Raw genomic sequence first — 15,748 nt, forward strand, 5'->3', positions numbered from 1 at the left:
AAAGGTGGAGTGGCATGTCGCGCATCCAGAAGGAGCGTGATCGGCTGCTCGCCGCTACGGCCCGCACCGTCGGTCTGACGGCCACCGTCACGGCGTTCCTCTGCCTGAGCGTCCCGGGCTCGCTGCCGCTCCCGCTGTACCTGGCCTCCGTGGTGCTGATCGTGTGCCTCGGCTACGCGCAGTGGCAGCTCGCCGGCCTGCTCCGGCTCACGCTCTGGATGTGGGTCATCGTGGTCGCGGGCGTCGCGCTCATCCTCATCCACATGCTGCCCGGCACGGCCCTCGGACCGTCGGCGATCAGTGCCGTCGGCGTCATCGGCGCCGCATCCGTGGCGTGTGTCTGCGTGCTCGCGGTGACCACGCGCGCCCGCGTGATCCTGCTGGTCGCGTGGGCCGCCGCCACCGTCACCGCGCTCGGCGTGACGCTCGGGATGACCGGCTCGCGGATGATCGAGCCGCTCGTCTTCACCATGACCGGCTGGATCGCCCTCACCGCGACCGGGGTGTGGCTGTCCCGGACGGTCCCCCGCACTCTGAAGCGCATTTCGACGATGAGCCGCGCCTACCGCGTCGAGCGCCAGGCCAGCGAGACGGAGGCGCGCCGCCGGCAGAGCGCTCGACTGCTCCACGACACGGTCCTTGCGACGCTGACGCTGCTCGCCCACTCCGGTGTCGGCGTCAGCCACGGAGCGCTGCGCGAGCAGGCGGCCGAGGATGCGGCCCTGCTGCGGCAGCTCCGCCTCGGCTTCACCCCGGACCCTGCACGGTCCGGCGACTACAAGCTGAAGCCCGTGGAGGAGTCCACCCTGGGCAACACCCTCGAATCGGTCAAGCAGCGCTTCCGCCGCATGGGGCTGGAGGTCAACTGGCACGGCGCCGGCCAGGTGCTGCTGCCGAGCGATGTGCTGGACGCCTTCCTGCTCGCCCTGGGCGAGTGCCTCGAGAACGTCCGCCGTCACTCCGGCGTGAACGAGGCCCACGTCACGATCACCGACGATGAGGCGAACGTGCGGGCGATGGTGACGGATGCGGGGAAGGGCTTCGACGTGGCGACGATCGACACCGGAAGGCTCGGGTTCACCGAGTCGATCGTGGCCAGACTCCGCGACGTCGGCGGCAACGCCCGCCTGTTCTCCTCGCCCGGCAGCGGGACGACCGTGGTGCTGGAGGTCCCGAAGTGAGCCGTCTCGACGAGCGCACCGTCCCGCGCAGTCCGATGGCGCGGGGCGCCGTCGGCGACGAGCGGGATGCGCTGAGCCGCGCCCGCCTCGATCTCGGCTTCAACGTGGCCACGGTCGCGCTGATCGCCTTCCTGCTCATCCTGTTCGCCCTGAACGTGCCCGAGTACCCGGCGCTCGGGCTCAGCGTCGCGGCGTGGGTGCTGGTGGCCGTCACGCTGGTCGCGGCCCTCGTCCTGCGGTTCCGCCTCCCCGACGAGCTGCCGCTCTGGCTGTTCCTCGGAGCGCTCGCGATCTGGGCGGCCGCGGTCGTGCTCGACATCGCCGGCACCTGGCCGGTCGGGGGCGCCGACGTGCCGCTGACCGCCGCAGCCGCGGTCGGTCCGGCTCTGCTGCTGTGCGTCCCGGTGCGGCCCGCCCGCGACATCCTGCTGTCGGCCACAGTGCTGGGCGTCGTCCTCGGCGTCGTCGTGATCTGGCGCGCGCTGCCCGACCCGCAACTCCTGGGCCCCGGGCTCGTGACGGTCGCCATCGCCGTCGCCCCGCCGCTCGTGGGCATGCAGATCGTCCGGTCATTGCGCATCCTGGTCCAGCTGGAACTCGACCTCGTCCAGGTGCAGAGCACGGTGGTGTCGCCGGGGTACGCGATCGGGATGCTCGCCTCCGAGGAGCTCGCCCGGCTCGACCTCGCCGCCGAGCGCCTGCTCGACGGCGTCGCCACCGGACGCACGGCGCTCCCACTCGACGAGGACACGGCGGACGCGGCGGCCAGCATCGCGACCGAGCTGCGCCTGCACCTCATCCAGGGCCGCAAAGAGACCTGGCTCTATCACGCCGTCACCGAGTCGGCGCTGCTCGGGCCCTCGGTCACGCTGACCGACCCCGACGGACTCGCCGCCGGCCTCAAGCGCGATCAGCGCGACGGTCTGCTCACCGCTGTGTGGCTGCTGATCAGCGACCCCGTGCGCACCGGCGCCGGCCAGCCGCGCACGCTCACGCTCGATCTGACACGCCCGGTCGGCACGTACCCGCGGACCGCGAACCCCAACGCGACGATGTCGATCGTGATCGCGACCAGCGGTGTGCCGCGAAACGGGGTAGACCCGGCGGCATGGCAAGCTATCCGTAAGGTAGGACGCTACGTCGAGTCGTTCTCAGGATCGACCCTGCGCATCGAGATCACCACGGTGAGCGACAAATCAGCCGAGCTGGGCTGAAACCAGCCCGACCGGTACAGAGAGAGGCACCCCCATGAGCGAGGAACCGCCGATTCGGATCGCGATCGTCGACGACCACAAGATGCTCCTCGGAGCACTGACCGAGTGGATCCGCAGCGCCGCTGACGACATCCGCATGGTCGCGGCCGTCGCCAGCTGGCCGGAACTGCTGACGCATCCCGAGTTCCCGGTCGACGTGGTCCTGCTCGACCTCGACCTCAAGGACAACATCCCGATCTCGCTGAAGCTGTCGACGCTGAAGACGACCGGTGTCGCGACGGTGCTGATGAGCACCTACTCCGAGCCGGCGGTCGTACGCGAGGCTCTCGCCGCGGGCGCCATGGGCTACCTCGTGAAGAGCGAGGATGCGGAGATGATCGTCGAGGCGATCCGCGCCGCCCGCAAGGGAGAGTCGTTCATCTCGGCCGAGCTCGACCTGGCGCTCAACGCCGGCGAGGCGGGCGGGGCGCCCAAGCTGAGCGCGCAGGAGCGTCGCGTCATGGCCCTGTACGGCGCGGGCGAGCCCGTGAAGGCGGTCGCCTTCCAGCTCGGCATCTCGGACGAGACCGCGAAGAGCTACCTCAAGCGCATCCGCGAGAAGTACCGCGTCGCCGGCTACGACGTCGGCACGAAGGTCGCGCTCCGCAAGCGCGCCATCCAGGACGGCATCCTCCTCCAGAACGACTGACCCCCTCGTCGGGCCGCCGAGGCCGCCGAGCACAGGAGAAACGCCCCGGATCCACATGGATTCGGGGCGTTTTTCCTGTGCTCGGGGGCCAGGGGGTCAGTCTACGGAGACGGGCTCGGGGCGCTGGGCGTGCACCACGCCGGTGTCCACCCCGCGGCGGGCCCGGGAGCGGTCGATGCCGAACGAGATCAGCGCGAGCAGGATGCCGCCGATGGCCAGCAGACCGCCGACCACCACCGGCGACAGGTAACCGAGGCCCGCGGCGATCGTCAGCCCGCCGAAGAACGCCCCGGCCGCGTTCGCGATGTTCAGGGCCGAATGGTTGAGCGCCGCGGCGATCGACTGGCTGTCGTGCGCCACATCCATCAACCGCGTCTGGATGGTCGGCGACAGCGCCGAGCAGGCGCCCGAGACGACGAACACCGACACCAGCAGTCCGACGAGGGTGGAGGCGGTCAGCCACAGTGCCGCCAGTCCCACCAGCAGGATCGCGAAGAACAGCAGCATGCTGCGCGGGACGCTGTGGTCCGCCGCGCGGCCGCCGATGATGTTGCCGACGGTCATGCCGAGCCCGGCGAGGATGAGGACGAGCGGCACGGCGCCCTCGGGGAGCCCGGTGATCGTGGTCGAGATCGGCGCGATGTACGTGTAGACGGCGAAGAACCCGCCGAAGCCGACCGCACCGATCAGCAGGGCCAGCCACACCTGCAGCCGGGTGAACGCACGCAACTCGTTCTTGACCGTGGCCTTGGCGTCGCCCGACTGCCAGGGCACCAGGAAGGCGACCGCGACGAAGGTGAGCGCGAAGATCGCAGCGACCACCAGGTAGGCGATGCGCCAGCCGTTGTGCTGCCCGATCCAGGTGATGGTCGGAACGCCGATGACGTTGGCGATCGTCAGACCGGAGAGCACGAACGCGACCCCGCGTCCCCGCTTCCCCGGGCCCATGAGGGATGCGGCGACCAGCGACGCGATCCCGAAGTAGGCGCCGTGCGGCAGCGCCGAGACGAAGCGCGCGAGCATCACCAGCTGGAAGGTGGGCGCGACCGCGGACGCCACGGTGCCGACGGTGAAGGCGACGAGCAGCCACAGGAGCAGCTTCTTGCGCGGCCAGCGGGCGGCGAACGCCGCGATGGTCGGCGCGCCGACGACGACCCCGAGCGCGTAGGCCGAGATGATCCAGCCCGCCTGGGCGTTCGCATCGGTCGGCGAGGCCGCATAGACCTGCGGCAGCAGGTCGTGCGCGATGTTGGGCAGCAGACCCATCGCGACGAACTCGGTCGATCCGATGCCGAAGCCGCCGAGGGCGAGCGCAAGCAGGGCAAGACGGATACGGGCCGACGACATCTTCGCCGGCCCGTCGATAAGCGGGGTCACCCGCCCAGCCTATATCGAATCGTTTCGACTCGCGGCAGCGGCGGTCTGTTCCTCGAAGAACTCGGCGACATCCACGTCCCGTGTCTCCTCGGGCCGGGTGGTCCCGGTGCGGACAGCGCCGACGATGGCGACGATCACGCAGCCGAGCAGCACACCGGCCACCAGTACGGCGACGACGATGAGGAAGGGCCCGAACGCGACGAACAGACCGAACAGGAGGCTGATGAGCGTGTAGAGGTCCACGTCAGTCGCCCTGTTCCAGCGCGGCCTCGAGCCGCTGCACCTTGCCGTCGAGCTCGCCCGAGTACCCCGGGCGGATGTCCGCCTTCAGGACCAGCGACACGCGCGTCCCGAACCGGCCGACCGCTTCGGTGGCGCGGCGGACGACGTCGAAGACCTCATCCCACTCCCCCTCGATGGTCGTGAACATCGCGTCGGTGTGGTTCGGGAGCCCCGACTCGCGCACTACGCGCACCGCCGCCGCGACCGCATCGTGCACGGATGCGTCGGCTCCCTCGCCGCCGCTCGGTGCTACGGAGAATGCCACCAGCATGTCTTCCTCCTTCTCTCAGCGGGCGTTGCCGCCGACCGGTTCCGGGTGCGCGTCCGGTGCCGAGTGGAACGGCCACGCGTGCGCCGGGACGAGGTCGCCCGCGGCCTCCTGACGGTGGCGTCGCCGCCACAGCGCTGCGATCGTCCAGCCCAGTATCACGAAGTACATCACGTTGCGCACGGTCAGCACGGCCACCATCGCGGGTTCCGGCACCAGCAGCCAGTCGTACAGGAACGGGTAGAACACCTGCGTGAGTCCCGCGGTGACCAGCACCAGCACCGCCGGTGTACGGAAGCCGCGCCCTTGATACGCCAGCCCGATCACGACGGGAGCGGCGAGCCACACCACGTACTGCGGCGAGCCGACCTTGTTGAACGCGATGAACGCCGTCACCAGTGCGAGCGTGAGCTCGGGAAGGATGCGCGTGTACGGCGTCCCGCGCCGCATCGCCCGCACACCGATCAGCATCACCACGATCGCGGTCACGGCGAACAAGGGGTTCATGAGCGAGCCGGCCACGGCCGTGCCCTGCCCGCTGACCTGGAAGGTGAGGAGGTCGCGGGAGTAGTACACCTCGGCGCCCGGCACGTGCAGCGCCGCCTGCCACATCCAGATCGTGCTGACGGGCGCCTCGATCTGGAGTCCCCGGTCGGTCTGCATGGTGATGAAGCTGAGGAGGTGCCACCCCGCCCCGAAGATCAGCGGTACGGCGGCGATCACCACCGAGGTCGTGACCGCCACCCACACGATGTGCCAGCGGCTGCGCAGTGCCACGACGGCGGCTAGCAGAATGGCCGCGGGCCAGACCTTGATCCACGTCGCGGCCGTGAGCACGACGACGGCGGCCCGCTCGTGCAGTGTCAGCCACAGCAGCCCGACGATGGCGAGCGACGCCGAGACGGAGTCGAGCCGGCCGACTGCGATCGGGCCGAGGAGCAGCAGGAACGCCAGCCACCACCAGGCGGCGATCAGGCGCCGCGGCTCGCGGCCGACGATCAGCACGGCGAAAGCGGCGGCGTTGAGCACCATCACCATGTTGAGCCAGGCCCACACGTAGCCGTCCGCACCGAACAGCAGCGGCAGCATGATCGGCACGATGGCGCCGAACGGGTAGACCCAGTCGGAGTTCACCCCGACGATCTGCGTGCCCTGCGCCGCCAGCTGGGCCCAGGGCTTGTAGACGAGGAAGACGTCGCCGAGCCCCTTGCCCTGATCGAGCGCCAGCCCGCTGATGATGAGGTGCACAGCCAGGAACGCTATCCACAGCGACAGGGGACTGTAGAGGACGCGACGGAGCGTTCCCTGCTCGGTGCGCGGAGTCGACTCGGCGCGGATCGGCGCCGCTTCCATCCCCATAGCGCCACATCCTAGGGGATGCGGGAGACGGCTCCCTGAACCCGGTCAGGCGCCCGCGCGCACCAGCTCCCGCACCACGGCGGGCAGTTCGCCGACGATGTCCAGGGCGACGATGGGACCGCCGCCGGAGGCCCGCTCGCCGGCCCGGCCGTGCACCCATGCCGCGGTGGCGGCGAGCGCCGCCAGCGCCGTGTGCCCGTCCTCGTCGATCTCGCGGGCGTGGGTGGCGACGAGGGCGCCCAGCACGCCGCCCAGCACATCCCCGCTGCCCGCCGTGGCGAGCCAGGCGGGACCGGCGGTCACCGCGTAGTGCGGACCGCCCGGGGCGGCGACGTACGTCGTGTGGCCCTTCAGCAGTACGGTGACCCGGAGGCTGTCGGCGGCCCGCACCGCCCAGGCCGCCGGGTCCGCAGCGATGTCGTCGGCGGTCACGGCATCCGAGTCGTCGTCGGCGCCCGCGGCCAGCACGGTCGCCAGTTCGCGGAAGTGCGGCGTGACGACGACCGGGGCGGACGCCCGGCCCACCAGATCGAGGGCTCCGGCGTCGATGACGAGGGGCGTTCCGTCGCGCAACGCCGTGCGCAGGCGTTGCGCGTCGTCGGCGGGACGGGAGGCCGCATCCATCCCCGAGCCGATCAGCCAGCCCTGCACCCGGCCCGGTGCCGTGACCACCTCCGGACGGCGGCGGACGACCTCCTCGGCCGGGCGGTCGGCCCCGAGGTACCGGATCATGCCGACTCCCGTGCGCGACGCGCCCTCCACACCGAGCACCGCGGCTCCCGGGTACCGCTCCGAGCCCGTCACCACCCCGAGGACGCCCCGGGAGTACTTGTCGCTCGACTCCTGCGGCACGGCGATCCATGCCGCCGCATCCCGCTCGTCCCAGCTCTGCCACTCGGTCATCGCGCCTCCGCTCGTCGCCGTCCGCCCGATGGGCCTGCCCGCACCCATCGAACCCCTTCCGACCTCACGATAGGTTGAGACCATGGCGATCAGCATCCCCAGAAAGGTGATCGTGTTCGACTACGGCGAGGTCATCTCGGTGACCCCGTCCGAGGAGGACCGCGCGGCTCTGACAGAACTCGCAGGCGGGGATGCCCGCGTTTTCTGGCCGGCGTACTGGCGGCATCGGGATGCGCTCGACCAGGGCACGCTGAGCATCCAGTCCTACTGGCGGGGCATCGAGCGCGAGCTCGGCGAGAGCTGGGGCGATGCGACCATCCACCGGCTGTGGCTCGCCGATTTCCGCAGCTGGCTCACCATCGACCACGAGACGCTGGACGTCCTGCTCGACCTCAAGGAAGGCGGGACGCGCCTGGCGCTGCTCTCGAATGCGGGCCGCGACTTCGGCTCCTACTTCCGGCACGGCGCGCTCGGCGACCTCTTCGAGAAAGTCTTCGTCAGCGGCGAGCTGGGCACCATCAAGCCCAGCCCCGAGATCTTCGAGCACGTTATGGACGAGCTCGGCGTCACCCCCGAGCAGACGGTCTTCGTCGACAACAAGGAGGCGAACGTCCGCGGCGCCGAGGCGCTCGGCATCGCCGGCCACGTCTTCACGAGTCCGAAGGAGCTCCGGGCATATCTGGAAGGTCTCGGGTCTTAGATAAAGACATGCCGTCTCTTTTCGACCCTCTGACCCTGCGCGGCGTGACCGCGCGCAACCGCATCTGGACCTCCCCCATGTGCCAGTACTCCGTGCTGGACCAGTCGGGCATCCCGAACACCTGGCACCTCGTCCACCTCGGCGGCTTCGCCGCGGGCGGCAGCGGGATCGTGTTCACCGAGGCGACAGCGGTCAACGCCGAGGGCCGGATCAGCCCGCAGGACACCGGCATCTGGACCGATGAGCAGCGCGACGCGTGGAAGCCGATCGCCGCGTTCATCGAGTCCCAGGGAGCCGTCCCCGCCATCCAGCTCGCCCACGCGGGCCGCAAGGCGTCCACGTGGGCCGCGTGGGGCTTCGAGGGCCGCACCGGCACTGTGCCCGCGTCCGAGGGCGGCTGGCGGACCGTCGCGCCGTCGGCGCTGGCCTTCGACGGTTACGACGTCCCGGAAGAGCTGGATGCCGCAGGCATCGACCGGATCGTCGACGACTTCCGCTCCGCCACGCGGCGTTCGCTGGAGGCGGGCTTCCGGGTGATCGAGCTCCACGCCGCGCACGGCTACCTGCTGCACCAGTTCCTCTCGCCGATCTCGAACCAGCGGACCGACGAGTACGGCGGTTCGCTCGAGAACCGTGCCCGGCTCCTCCTGCGCATCGTCTCCGCGGCGCGCGAGGAAGCGCCAGAGGCGCCCCTGTTCGTCCGCTTCTCGGCCAGCGACTGGACGGAGGGCGGCTGGGACGAGCACCAGACCGCGACCGTCGCCGCCTGGGCGCAGGATGCGGGAGCCGACTTCTTCGACATCTCCAGCGGCGGCATCCAGGCCGGGATCCGCATCCCGCTCGAGCCCGGCTACCAGGTGCCGTTCGCGCACCACGTGCGCAGCACGTCCGACGTCGACGTGAGCGCCGTCGGCCTCATCACGACGCCGCAGCAGGCCGCCGAGATCGTGGAGAGCGGGCAGGCGGATGCGGTGATGCTGGCGCGCGAACTGCTGCGCGACCCGCACTTCCCGCTGCGCGCCGCCCACGAACTCGGGGTCGACGTCGACTACTGGCCGCCGCAGTACCTCCGGGCCCGCTGGCGCCGCTGACCGCGTCCGCCCCCAGGGACGCGGCTGCGGACCGCTCCGATCAGGCGGGCTGGGTCAGGCAGAGGTAGTTCCCCTCACTGTCCCGGAACCAGGCCGACCGGCCCATGTCATCCTCGGCGATGCCGTTCTCGGTGTGCAGGCCGGGGAAGTCGTAGTCCTCGAACACGACTCCCCGGCCTCTCAGGTGCGCCAGAGCGGCCTCGATGTCGTCGACCAGCCAGCACATCGCGGTGTTCTGCGCCGTGCCGGCGTTCGGCGTCTCGTAGAGAAAGATCTTCGCTTCCGATCCGGTGCCGTACAGCACTCCTTGGTCTTGCGTCTGCTCGGGTTCGAGCTCCAGCTTGTCGCGGTACCACGCGGTGGCCCGCTGCAGGTCGGAGGCAGGAAGCACGGAGTAGGTCACACACGACTCCAACATGATGTTCCTCCTTCATCCGGCCGCGATGATACGCGCGGGCGCACGCCGAGGGACTACTGGAATCGGGTGTCTAGGAGCGGGGCATCCGGCTGGGAATCTGCCTGAGAACTCCCGCAGGCCGCGCATCCTGCCTCGATATACTGGCGGGCAAATGGACGACCCTCCCTCTAGTAGCCCATTCCGTCGCGTGAGCCGCCTCGAACGCGAGCGAGGTGACCGCCGTGCTCTCTGAGTGGATCATGCTCGGCGTCGGCCTGCTGCTGACCATCGGCACCGGCCTGTTCGTCGCCAGCGAGTTCGCCCTGGTGAACCTCGACCGCGGCGATCTGGAGGCCCGGCGCGAGCGCGGCGAGTCGCGCCTGACGATGACGATCGCGGCGCTGAAGATCACGTCGACGCATCTCTCCAGCGCGCAGCTCGGCATCACCCTGACGACGCTGCTCACCGGTTACACGATGGAGCCGGCCATCAGTTCGCTCCTGCACGATCCGCTCACCGCCACCGGGCTCCCCGGAGGCGCGGTGACCGTGATCGCCACCATCATCGCCATCACGGTGGCGACGCTGCTGTCGATGATCCTGGGCGAGCTGGTGCCGAAGAACTTCGCACTGGCGCTGCCGCTGGCGACCGCGCGCCTCGTGATCCCGTTCCAGACCGTCTTCACCACGGTGTTCCGCCCGTTCGTCGCGGTGCTGAACGGCACGGCCAACGGGTTCCTGCGTCTGCTGGGCATCGAGCCGAAGGAGGAGCTGTCGGGCGCGCGCACGGCCGACGAGCTCTCCTCGCTGGTTCGCCGCTCCGCGAGCGCCGGCGTGCTCGAGGAGGACACGGCCACGCTGCTCAGCCGGACCCTCGCCTTCTCGTCCCGCACCGCCTCCGACGTCATGACTCCGCGACCCCGCATCGAGGCGGTGCAGCGCACCGAGCCCGCCCAGGCGGTCAGCGACCTCGCCCGGAAGACCGGGTACTCGCGCTTCCCCGTCATCGGCGACGACATCGACGACGTGCTGGGCGTGGTGCACGTGAAGCAGGCGGTCGCCGTGCCGCGGCAGCGCCGCGCGCGCGTGCCCGCCTCGGCGCTGATGACCGACCCGCTGCGCGTCCCGGAGACGATGGGCCTCGACACCCTGCTCGGCGAGCTGCGGGCGCGCGGGTACCAGCTGGCGGTGGTCGTCGACGAGTACGGCGGCACCTCGGGCATCGCCACCCTGGAGGATCTGGTCGAGGAGATCGTCGGCGAGGTCGCCGACGAGCACGACCGCACCCGCGCAGGCGTCATCCGTGGGCGCGACTCGATCACCTTCCCCGGCATCCTCCGCCCCGACGAGCTGGAGGAGCGCGCGAGCGTCACCGTGCCGGAGGACGGCCCCTACGAGACGGTCGCGGGCTTCGTGATGAACGAGCTGGGCCGCCTGCCCAAGGTCGGCGACGAGGTCCCGATCGACGGCGGCACGCTGCGGGTGGAGCGGCTGGACGGCCGCCGGGTCGACCGCATCCGCTACACGCCGGACCCTGTCGCCGTCACCGGCGACGTGAACGGCGAGGGGGTCGCTCATGAGTGACTGGGCCGGAATCGCCTGGCTGGTCGTGCTCCTGGCCGTCAACGCCTTCTTCGTCGGCGCCGAGTTCGCCGTCATCTCCGCACGTCGCTCGCAGATCGAGCCGCTCGCCGAGCGCGGCAAGCGCAGCGCCAAGACGGCCCTGTTCGCGATGGAGCACGCCACCCTGATGCTGGCGACCACCCAGCTCGGCATCACCGTCTGCTCGCTGCTGATCCTGAACGTGTCCGAGCCGGCGATCCACCACCTCCTGGAGGTGCCGCTGCACGCGACGGGATGGTCGGAGGAGGTCATCGGCACGATCGCGTTCATCGTCGCGCTGGTCGTCGTCTCGTTCCTGCACGTCGTGTTCGGCGAGATGGTGCCGAAGAACATCTCGTTCTCGATGCCCGACAAGGCGGCGCTGCTGCTCGCCCCTCCCCTGGTCGGCATCGGCCGGGCGGTTCGCCCGATCATCGTGGCGCTGAACGCGAGCGCGAACGCCGTGCTGCGGCTGTTCGGCGTGGAGCCGAAGGACGAAGCGGCCAGCACCTTCACCCTCGACGAGGTGGCGACGATCGTGTCGCAGTCCACCCGCGAGGGCCTGCTGACCGACCGCACCGGCGCGCTGACGGCCGCGTTCGAGTTCACGTCGAAGAAGGTCCGGGATGTGGCGGTCGCCCTGGACGCGCTGGTCACCCTCCCCGCCTCCCCGACGCCCGCGGACGTCGAGAAGGCCGTCGCCAAGCACGGCTTCTCGCGCTACGTCGTCCCGGACGCCGACGGCGAGCCGACCGGCTACCTGCACCTCAAGGACGTGCTGGACCTCGAGGAGACCGGCTTCGAGCTCCCCGTCCCGGCCAAGCGCATCCGCCGCCTGGTGACCGTGTTCGCCGGCAGTGACCTGGAGGACGCGCTGGCGACCATGCGCCGCTCCGGCAGTCACCTCGCCCGGGTCGTCGACGGCGAGGGATCGACCGCCGGCGTGCTGTTCCTCGAGGACATCATCGAGGAGCTCGTCGGCGAGGTCCAGGACGCGACCCGGCGCAACTGAGTCGGCCCGGCCCTCCCTTTCTTGACATCGTCGAAAGAGTGAGTGTACAGTCACTCACATGCCACGAACGCTCTCCACCGCAGACGACCGCCGCGAAGCGGTGCTCGACAGCGCCATCTCCGTCTTCGCACGGAGCGGCTACCTCGGCACGCCGATCGCAGCGATCGCCTCCCACGCGGACATCTCCCCCGCCTACGTGTTCAAGCTCTTCCCGAGCAAGGAGAGCCTGTTCGTGGCGGCCCTCGAGCGCTGCTTCGAGCGCATCGAGAGCGCGCTGGAGAACGGAGCGCGCGCCGCCGACGGCGGAACACCGGCCGAGGTGCTCGACGCCATGGGCGACGCGTACGCCGAGCTCATCGCGGACCGCTCGCTGCTGATGCTCCAGGTGCACGCGCAGTCCGCCTCCGACGTCGCCGTCATCCGCGAGGCGCTACGCCAGGGCCTCGCCCGCATCACGCGTTTCGCCACCACGCGCTCCGGCGCCGACGGCGACGCGGTCCAGCACTTCATCGCCTACGGCCAGCTGTGCCACCTCATCGTCACAGCCGGACTCGAGGACGTGCCCGAGGCCTGGGCGCGCGCACTGACCGTGGGCATCCGGCACCCCTGAACCCACCCGTCCCATCCGTTCCATCCGCTCTATCCGCATATCCAAAGAGTGATTGACCAATCACTCACATGAAGGGAAAGATCATGAACGCCTCAGCCGCAACCGCAGCCCGCCCCTCGATCGCACCGCCCGCACCGCGCAGCTCCCACCGCTGGTGGGCTCTCGCCGTGCTGGCCCTGGCCCAGTTCCTGGTGGTCCTCGACGCCTCCATCGTCAACATCGCGCTGCCGACCGTCGGCACAGCGCTCGGCCTGGACACGGCCGCTCTGGCATGGGTGGTCACCGCGTACGTCCTCCCGTTCGGCGGCCTCCTCCTGCTCGGCGGCCGTCTCGCCGACCGCTTCGGACACCGTCGCGTCTTCCTCATCGGGGTCGCCGGCTTCGCCCTCGCCTCTCTCGCCGCCGGCCTCTCCGTCGACGGGACGATGCTGCTCGCGGCCCGCGCCGTCCAGGGCGCCTTCGCCGCCCTGCTCGCGCCGGCCTCGCTCGCACTGCTGACGCAGCTCTTCCCGGACGGCGCCGCGCGCGGCAAGGCGCTGGGCCTCTGGGGAGCCGTCGCCGGGATGGGCAGCGCCGCCGGCGTGCTCCTCGGCGGCGTGCTGACGGCGAGCTTCGGCTGGCCCGCGGTGTTCTTCGTCAACCTGCCGGTCGGCATCCTGGTGCTCGTCGCCATCCCGCTCCTCATCACCCGTGACCGCACCTCCGGCGGCGAGCGGATGGATGCGGCCGGTGCCGCCACGGCCACCCTCGGCCTGGCCGCAGCGGTCGCCGCGCTGAGCGAGGGCGGCACTCTCGGCTGGACCAGCCCGATCGTCCTCGGCCTCGGTTCCGCGGCCCTCGCGCTGCTCGCCGCTTTCGTGCTCGTCGAGCGCCGCGCATCCCACCCGCTGCTGCCGTTCTCCTTCTTCCGCAACCGCGACGCCCTGGCCGGGAACCTCGTGATGCTGCTCGTCGGCGGCTCGACGGTCGCCCTGTTCTTCGCCCTGTCGGTCTACCTGCAGGAGGTGCTGCACCTCGACGCCCTCGCGGCCGGCCTGAGCCAGCTGCCGTTGGCGATCGCCCTCATCGGCATCGCGGGCGTAGTTCCCGCGGTCGTGGCCAAGGCGGGACTGCGCTCGACCCTCGCGGGCGCTCTGGTGGTGCTGGGGGCGGGAGTCGTCTGGCTGGCACTGGCCGGATCCACCGGGTTCGTCGCGGGCTTCCTGCTCCCGAGCGTCGTCATCGGCCTGGGTCTCGGCGCCACGTTTGTGACCGCCACGCAGCTCGCCGTCCGCGGCGTCTCCGAGTCCGAGTCGGGGCTGGCCAGCGGCCTGGTCAACACGGCGCAGCAGATCGGCGGCGCCCTGGGTCTGGCCATCCTCGGCGGCATCGCCGCCGCGCAGACCTCCGCGCTGCTCGCGGCGGGCAGCGGCGCGACCGCCGCGACCTCGGGCGGGTTCCTGCTCCTCTTCCTCGGGGTCGCCGTTCTGGCGATCACGGGAGCCGGCGTGACCGCCCTGGTCCGCTCGCGCTGAGCCCCGGACGACGAAGAGGGCGGCCCCGATCGGGTCGCCCTCTTCGTCGTGCTCCGGCTACCAGCTGACGGGCAGGGCCTTGCCCTCCTCGTAGCCGGCCGCCGACTGGATGCCGACCAGCGCGCGCTGGTGGAACTCGGCCAGCGTCCGCGCCCCGGCGTAGGTGAACGAGCTGCGCAGACCGGTCGTGATCATGTCGAGCAGATCCTCGACGGAGGGGCGCAGCGGGTCCAGGTAGATGCGCGAGCTGGAGATGCCCTCGGCGAACAGTTCCTTGCGGGCGAGCTCGTACGCGTCGAGACGCTCGAAGCGTCCCTTTACCGCCTTGGTGGAGGCCATGCCCCAGCTCTCCTTGTAGAGGCCGCCGTTCGCATCCCGGTCGAGCACGCCCGGAGCCTCGATGGTGCCGGCGAACCAGGAGCCGATCATGACGGACGCTCCGCCCGCGGCGAGCGCCAGCGCGACGTCGCGCGGGTACCGCACGCCGCCGTCGGCCCAGACGTGGGCGCCGAGCTCGCGCGCGGCGGCGCTGGTCTCGAGCACCGCCGAGAACTGCGGGCGGCCGACCGCCGTCATCATGCGCGTGGTGCACATGGCGCCCGGTCCGACGCCCACCTTGAGGATGTCGGCACCCGCCGAGACCAGGTCGCGCACGGCCTGCTCGGTGACGACGTTGCCCGCGACGATCGGCAGCCCGAGGTTCAGCTGCTTGACGGTGTGGATGGCGCGGAGCATGCCGTCCTGGTCGCCGTGCGCCGTGTCCACGACGAGCACGTCGACACCGGCCGCCGCGAGGGCCTTGGCCTTGCCTGCGACATCGCCATTGATGCCGACCGCCGCCGCAACGCGCAGGCGGCCGTTCGCGTCGAGCGCCGGGGTATAGATCGTGGAGCGCAGCGCGCTGCGCTTGGAGAGCGTGCCGACGACACGCCCGTGGTCGAGGACCGGCGCGAAGTCGATGCCCGCCGCATCCATCACCTGGAACGCGGCGCGGCCATCGGTGAGGTCCTCCGCCTGCAGCGAGGTGAGCGCTCCGTGCAGCAGGTCCGAGATCCGCGCGTCGGCAAGAGCGGACCCCAGCTGGACGGCGGCGAGGCAGCCGAGGAACTTCCCGTCCGCGTCGTTCACGACGATCCCGTGGCCCTCGACGGCCGGGATCCGGCGCAGCACATCGGCCACGCTCTCCTCCGGGCGTGCCTCGTAGGGAGTGTCGAAGGCGACCGGCTGGGCCTTGACCCAGCGGATCGCGTCGTCGAGGTCCTGCAGGTGCATGTCCTGCGGCAGGACGCCCAGGCCGCCGCGGCGCGCCAGGGTCGCGGCGAGGCGCTTCCCGGTCACCGAGTTCATGTTCGCCGACACGATCGGGATGGTCGCTCCTGTGCCGTCGTTCGGCGCGAGGGACACATCCAGGCGGCTGGTGACGTTCGAGCGCGATGGCACGAGGAACACGTCGGAGTAGGTGAGGTCGTGGCGCGGCGACGTGGCATAGAACTGCATGGGAATAACGCTATCCCGCTCGGCTGAGCGCCCGCACCGGAGTAGGGATGGGAT

At 70.7% G+C, this 15,748-nt stretch carries 16 protein-coding genes; 9 read left to right on the forward strand and 7 right to left on the reverse strand.

The features are described 5' to 3' along the window. The first annotated feature begins 14 nt into the window (after positions 1 to 14). Genes QRN40_RS02060 through QRN40_RS02070 form a run of 3 tightly spaced genes read left to right on the forward strand, consistent with a single transcriptional unit; the run spans position 15 to position 3,083 of the window. Positions 15 to 1,181: a sensor histidine kinase gene (locus tag QRN40_RS02060; RefSeq protein ID WP_285113820.1), complete on the forward strand. Its 1,167-nt coding sequence runs from the start codon at positions 15 to 17 to the stop codon at positions 1,179 to 1,181. Next, on the forward strand, positions 1,178 to 2,395 hold the full coding sequence (locus QRN40_RS02065) for a hypothetical protein (protein ID WP_285113821.1): 1,218 nt from the start codon (positions 1,178 to 1,180) through the stop codon (positions 2,393 to 2,395). The genes QRN40_RS02060 and QRN40_RS02065 overlap by 4 nt, the downstream gene beginning before the upstream one ends. Before the next feature lie 34 nt (positions 2,396 to 2,429). Further along, positions 2,430 to 3,083: a response regulator gene (locus tag QRN40_RS02070; protein ID WP_285113822.1), complete on the forward strand. Its 654-nt coding sequence runs from the start codon at positions 2,430 to 2,432 to the stop codon at positions 3,081 to 3,083. Positions 3,084 to 3,179: 96 nt separating this feature from the next. Here the strand turns inward: QRN40_RS02070 and QRN40_RS02075 are convergent, their stop codons facing one another. Genes QRN40_RS02075 through QRN40_RS02095 form a run of 5 tightly spaced genes read right to left on the reverse strand, consistent with a single transcriptional unit; the run spans position 3,180 to position 7,272 of the window. Beyond that, positions 3,180 to 4,460: an MFS transporter gene (locus QRN40_RS02075; protein ID WP_285113823.1), complete on the reverse strand. Its 1,281-nt coding sequence runs from the start codon at positions 4,458 to 4,460 to the stop codon at positions 3,180 to 3,182. A gap of 9 nt (positions 4,461 to 4,469) precedes the next feature. Next, positions 4,470 to 4,703, reverse strand: coding sequence for a hypothetical protein (locus tag QRN40_RS02080; protein ID WP_285113824.1), 234 nt, complete (start codon positions 4,701 to 4,703; stop codon positions 4,470 to 4,472). Position 4,704: 1 nt separating this feature from the next. Continuing rightward, on the reverse strand, positions 4,705 to 5,013 hold the full coding sequence (locus tag QRN40_RS02085) for a thiamine-binding protein (RefSeq protein WP_285113825.1): 309 nt from the start codon (positions 5,011 to 5,013) through the stop codon (positions 4,705 to 4,707). A 15-nt stretch (positions 5,014 to 5,028) separates the two neighbouring features. Further along, positions 5,029 to 6,369: a glycosyltransferase family protein gene (locus tag QRN40_RS02090; RefSeq protein ID WP_285113826.1), complete on the reverse strand. Its 1,341-nt coding sequence runs from the start codon at positions 6,367 to 6,369 to the stop codon at positions 5,029 to 5,031. 45 nt (positions 6,370 to 6,414) lie between these two features. Continuing rightward, complete coding sequence (locus tag QRN40_RS02095; protein ID WP_285113827.1) at positions 6,415 to 7,272, reverse strand: ADP-dependent NAD(P)H-hydrate dehydratase; 858 nt, start codon at positions 7,270 to 7,272, stop codon at positions 6,415 to 6,417. 82 nt (positions 7,273 to 7,354) lie between these two features. Between QRN40_RS02095 and QRN40_RS02100 the strand changes: the two genes are divergently transcribed. Together QRN40_RS02100 and QRN40_RS02105 are read left to right on the forward strand one after the other, a co-directional pair. Next, positions 7,355 to 7,972, forward strand: a complete 618-nt coding sequence (locus tag QRN40_RS02100) for an HAD family hydrolase (RefSeq protein WP_285113828.1) — start codon at positions 7,355 to 7,357, stop codon at positions 7,970 to 7,972. A gap of 8 nt (positions 7,973 to 7,980) precedes the next feature. Continuing rightward, positions 7,981 to 9,063, forward strand: coding sequence for an NADH:flavin oxidoreductase/NADH oxidase (locus QRN40_RS02105; RefSeq protein ID WP_285113829.1), 1,083 nt, complete (start codon positions 7,981 to 7,983; stop codon positions 9,061 to 9,063). 40 nt (positions 9,064 to 9,103) lie between these two features. Here QRN40_RS02105 and QRN40_RS02110 read toward each other — a convergent pair whose 3' ends face one another. Further along, positions 9,104 to 9,481 carry a VOC family protein gene (locus tag QRN40_RS02110; protein WP_285113830.1) on the reverse strand — a complete coding sequence of 126 codons (378 nt, stop codon included), beginning with the start codon at positions 9,479 to 9,481 and terminating at the stop codon, positions 9,104 to 9,106. 212 nt (positions 9,482 to 9,693) lie between these two features. Between QRN40_RS02110 and QRN40_RS02115 the strand changes: the two genes are divergently transcribed. From QRN40_RS02115 to QRN40_RS02130, 4 genes are all read left to right on the forward strand, one after another. Further along, positions 9,694 to 11,043, forward strand: coding sequence for a hemolysin family protein (locus QRN40_RS02115; protein ID WP_502878890.1), 1,350 nt, complete (start codon positions 9,694 to 9,696; stop codon positions 11,041 to 11,043). After that, positions 11,036 to 12,073, forward strand: a complete 1,038-nt coding sequence (locus QRN40_RS02120) for a hemolysin family protein (protein ID WP_285113831.1) — start codon at positions 11,036 to 11,038, stop codon at positions 12,071 to 12,073. The genes QRN40_RS02115 and QRN40_RS02120 overlap by 8 nt, the downstream gene beginning before the upstream one ends. Positions 12,074 to 12,131: 58 nt before the next feature. Continuing rightward, positions 12,132 to 12,683, forward strand: coding sequence for a TetR/AcrR family transcriptional regulator (locus QRN40_RS02125; protein ID WP_285113832.1), 552 nt, complete (start codon positions 12,132 to 12,134; stop codon positions 12,681 to 12,683). Positions 12,684 to 12,766: 83 nt separating this feature from the next. After that, positions 12,767 to 14,197 (forward strand): DHA2 family efflux MFS transporter permease subunit, encoded by a 1,431-nt coding sequence (locus QRN40_RS02130; protein WP_285113833.1) that lies wholly within the window; start codon positions 12,767 to 12,769, stop codon positions 14,195 to 14,197. 57 nt (positions 14,198 to 14,254) lie between these two features. Here the strand turns inward: QRN40_RS02130 and guaB1 are convergent, their stop codons facing one another. After that, positions 14,255 to 15,694, reverse strand: coding sequence for a GMP reductase (gene guaB1 / locus QRN40_RS02135; protein WP_285113834.1), 1,440 nt, complete (start codon positions 15,692 to 15,694; stop codon positions 14,255 to 14,257). Positions 15,695 to 15,748 lie beyond the last annotated feature (54 nt).

This window comes from Leifsonia sp. fls2-241-R2A-40a, assembly GCF_030209575.1.
Taxonomy (GTDB): Bacteria; Actinomycetota; Actinomycetes; order Actinomycetales; family Microbacteriaceae; genus Leifsonia.

Coding starts and splice junctions, on each gene's coding strand:
- QRN40_RS02060 (WP_285113820.1), top strand. CDS start 15: ATGTCGCGCATCCAGAAGGAGCGTGATCGGCTGCTCGCCGCTACGGCC.
- QRN40_RS02070 (WP_285113822.1), top strand. CDS start 2,430: ATGAGCGAGGAACCGCCGATTCGGATCGCGATCGTCGACGACCACAAG.
- QRN40_RS02085 (WP_285113825.1), bottom strand. CDS start 5,013: ATGCTGGTGGCATTCTCCGTAGCACCGAGCGGCGGCGAGGGAGCCGAC.
- QRN40_RS02090 (WP_285113826.1), bottom strand. CDS start 6,369: ATGGGGATGGAAGCGGCGCCGATCCGCGCCGAGTCGACTCCGCGCACC.
- QRN40_RS02095 (WP_285113827.1), bottom strand. CDS start 7,272: ATGACCGAGTGGCAGAGCTGGGACGAGCGGGATGCGGCGGCATGGATC.
- QRN40_RS02100 (WP_285113828.1), top strand. CDS start 7,355: ATGGCGATCAGCATCCCCAGAAAGGTGATCGTGTTCGACTACGGCGAG.
- QRN40_RS02105 (WP_285113829.1), top strand. CDS start 7,981: ATGCCGTCTCTTTTCGACCCTCTGACCCTGCGCGGCGTGACCGCGCGC.
- QRN40_RS02110 (WP_285113830.1), bottom strand. CDS start 9,481: ATGTTGGAGTCGTGTGTGACCTACTCCGTGCTTCCTGCCTCCGACCTG.
- QRN40_RS02120 (WP_285113831.1), top strand. CDS start 11,036: ATGAGTGACTGGGCCGGAATCGCCTGGCTGGTCGTGCTCCTGGCCGTC.
- QRN40_RS02125 (WP_285113832.1), top strand. CDS start 12,132: ATGCCACGAACGCTCTCCACCGCAGACGACCGCCGCGAAGCGGTGCTC.
- QRN40_RS02130 (WP_285113833.1), top strand. CDS start 12,767: ATGAACGCCTCAGCCGCAACCGCAGCCCGCCCCTCGATCGCACCGCCC.
- guaB1 (WP_285113834.1), bottom strand. CDS start 15,694: ATGCAGTTCTATGCCACGTCGCCGCGCCACGACCTCACCTACTCCGAC.